Annotated in this window: 1 protein-coding gene; it reads right to left on the bottom strand. The window is 69.0% G+C overall.

The window, feature by feature from the left end:
• Positions 1-255 (bottom strand): hypothetical protein (locus tag GCN74_RS28505; RefSeq protein ID WP_193317317.1); only part of this gene is annotated, 255 nt, incomplete at both ends.

Raw genomic sequence — 255 nt, 5'->3', positions numbered from 1 at the left:
TATTGTCCAGCGTCTGCGCCACGCCCAGCGTCATGCCGCCGCTACCCGTTTGCCCGATGCCGCCGCCACGGTTGTCCAGGCTGCCCGCCTGCAGCGTCACCTGCTGCGCCACCAGGGTGGCGTCGCGGTGGTCGATCTTCCCGGCATCGATGCGCAGCGCACCGTTGCCGATGAGTTTGCCGCCCTGGCCGTTCAGGGTGCTGGCCGTGATGGCCAGCACGCCAGTGCCCGCATGCTCGATGCGGCCGTTGATGT

This window comes from Janthinobacterium sp. FT14W (assembly GCF_009208755.1).
Classification (GTDB): domain Bacteria; phylum Pseudomonadota; class Gammaproteobacteria; order Burkholderiales; family Burkholderiaceae_D; genus Janthinobacterium; species Janthinobacterium violaceinigrum.
The sequence above is the reverse complement of the archived record's forward strand: the minus strand, read 5'-3'. Positions and strand labels throughout refer to the sequence as shown.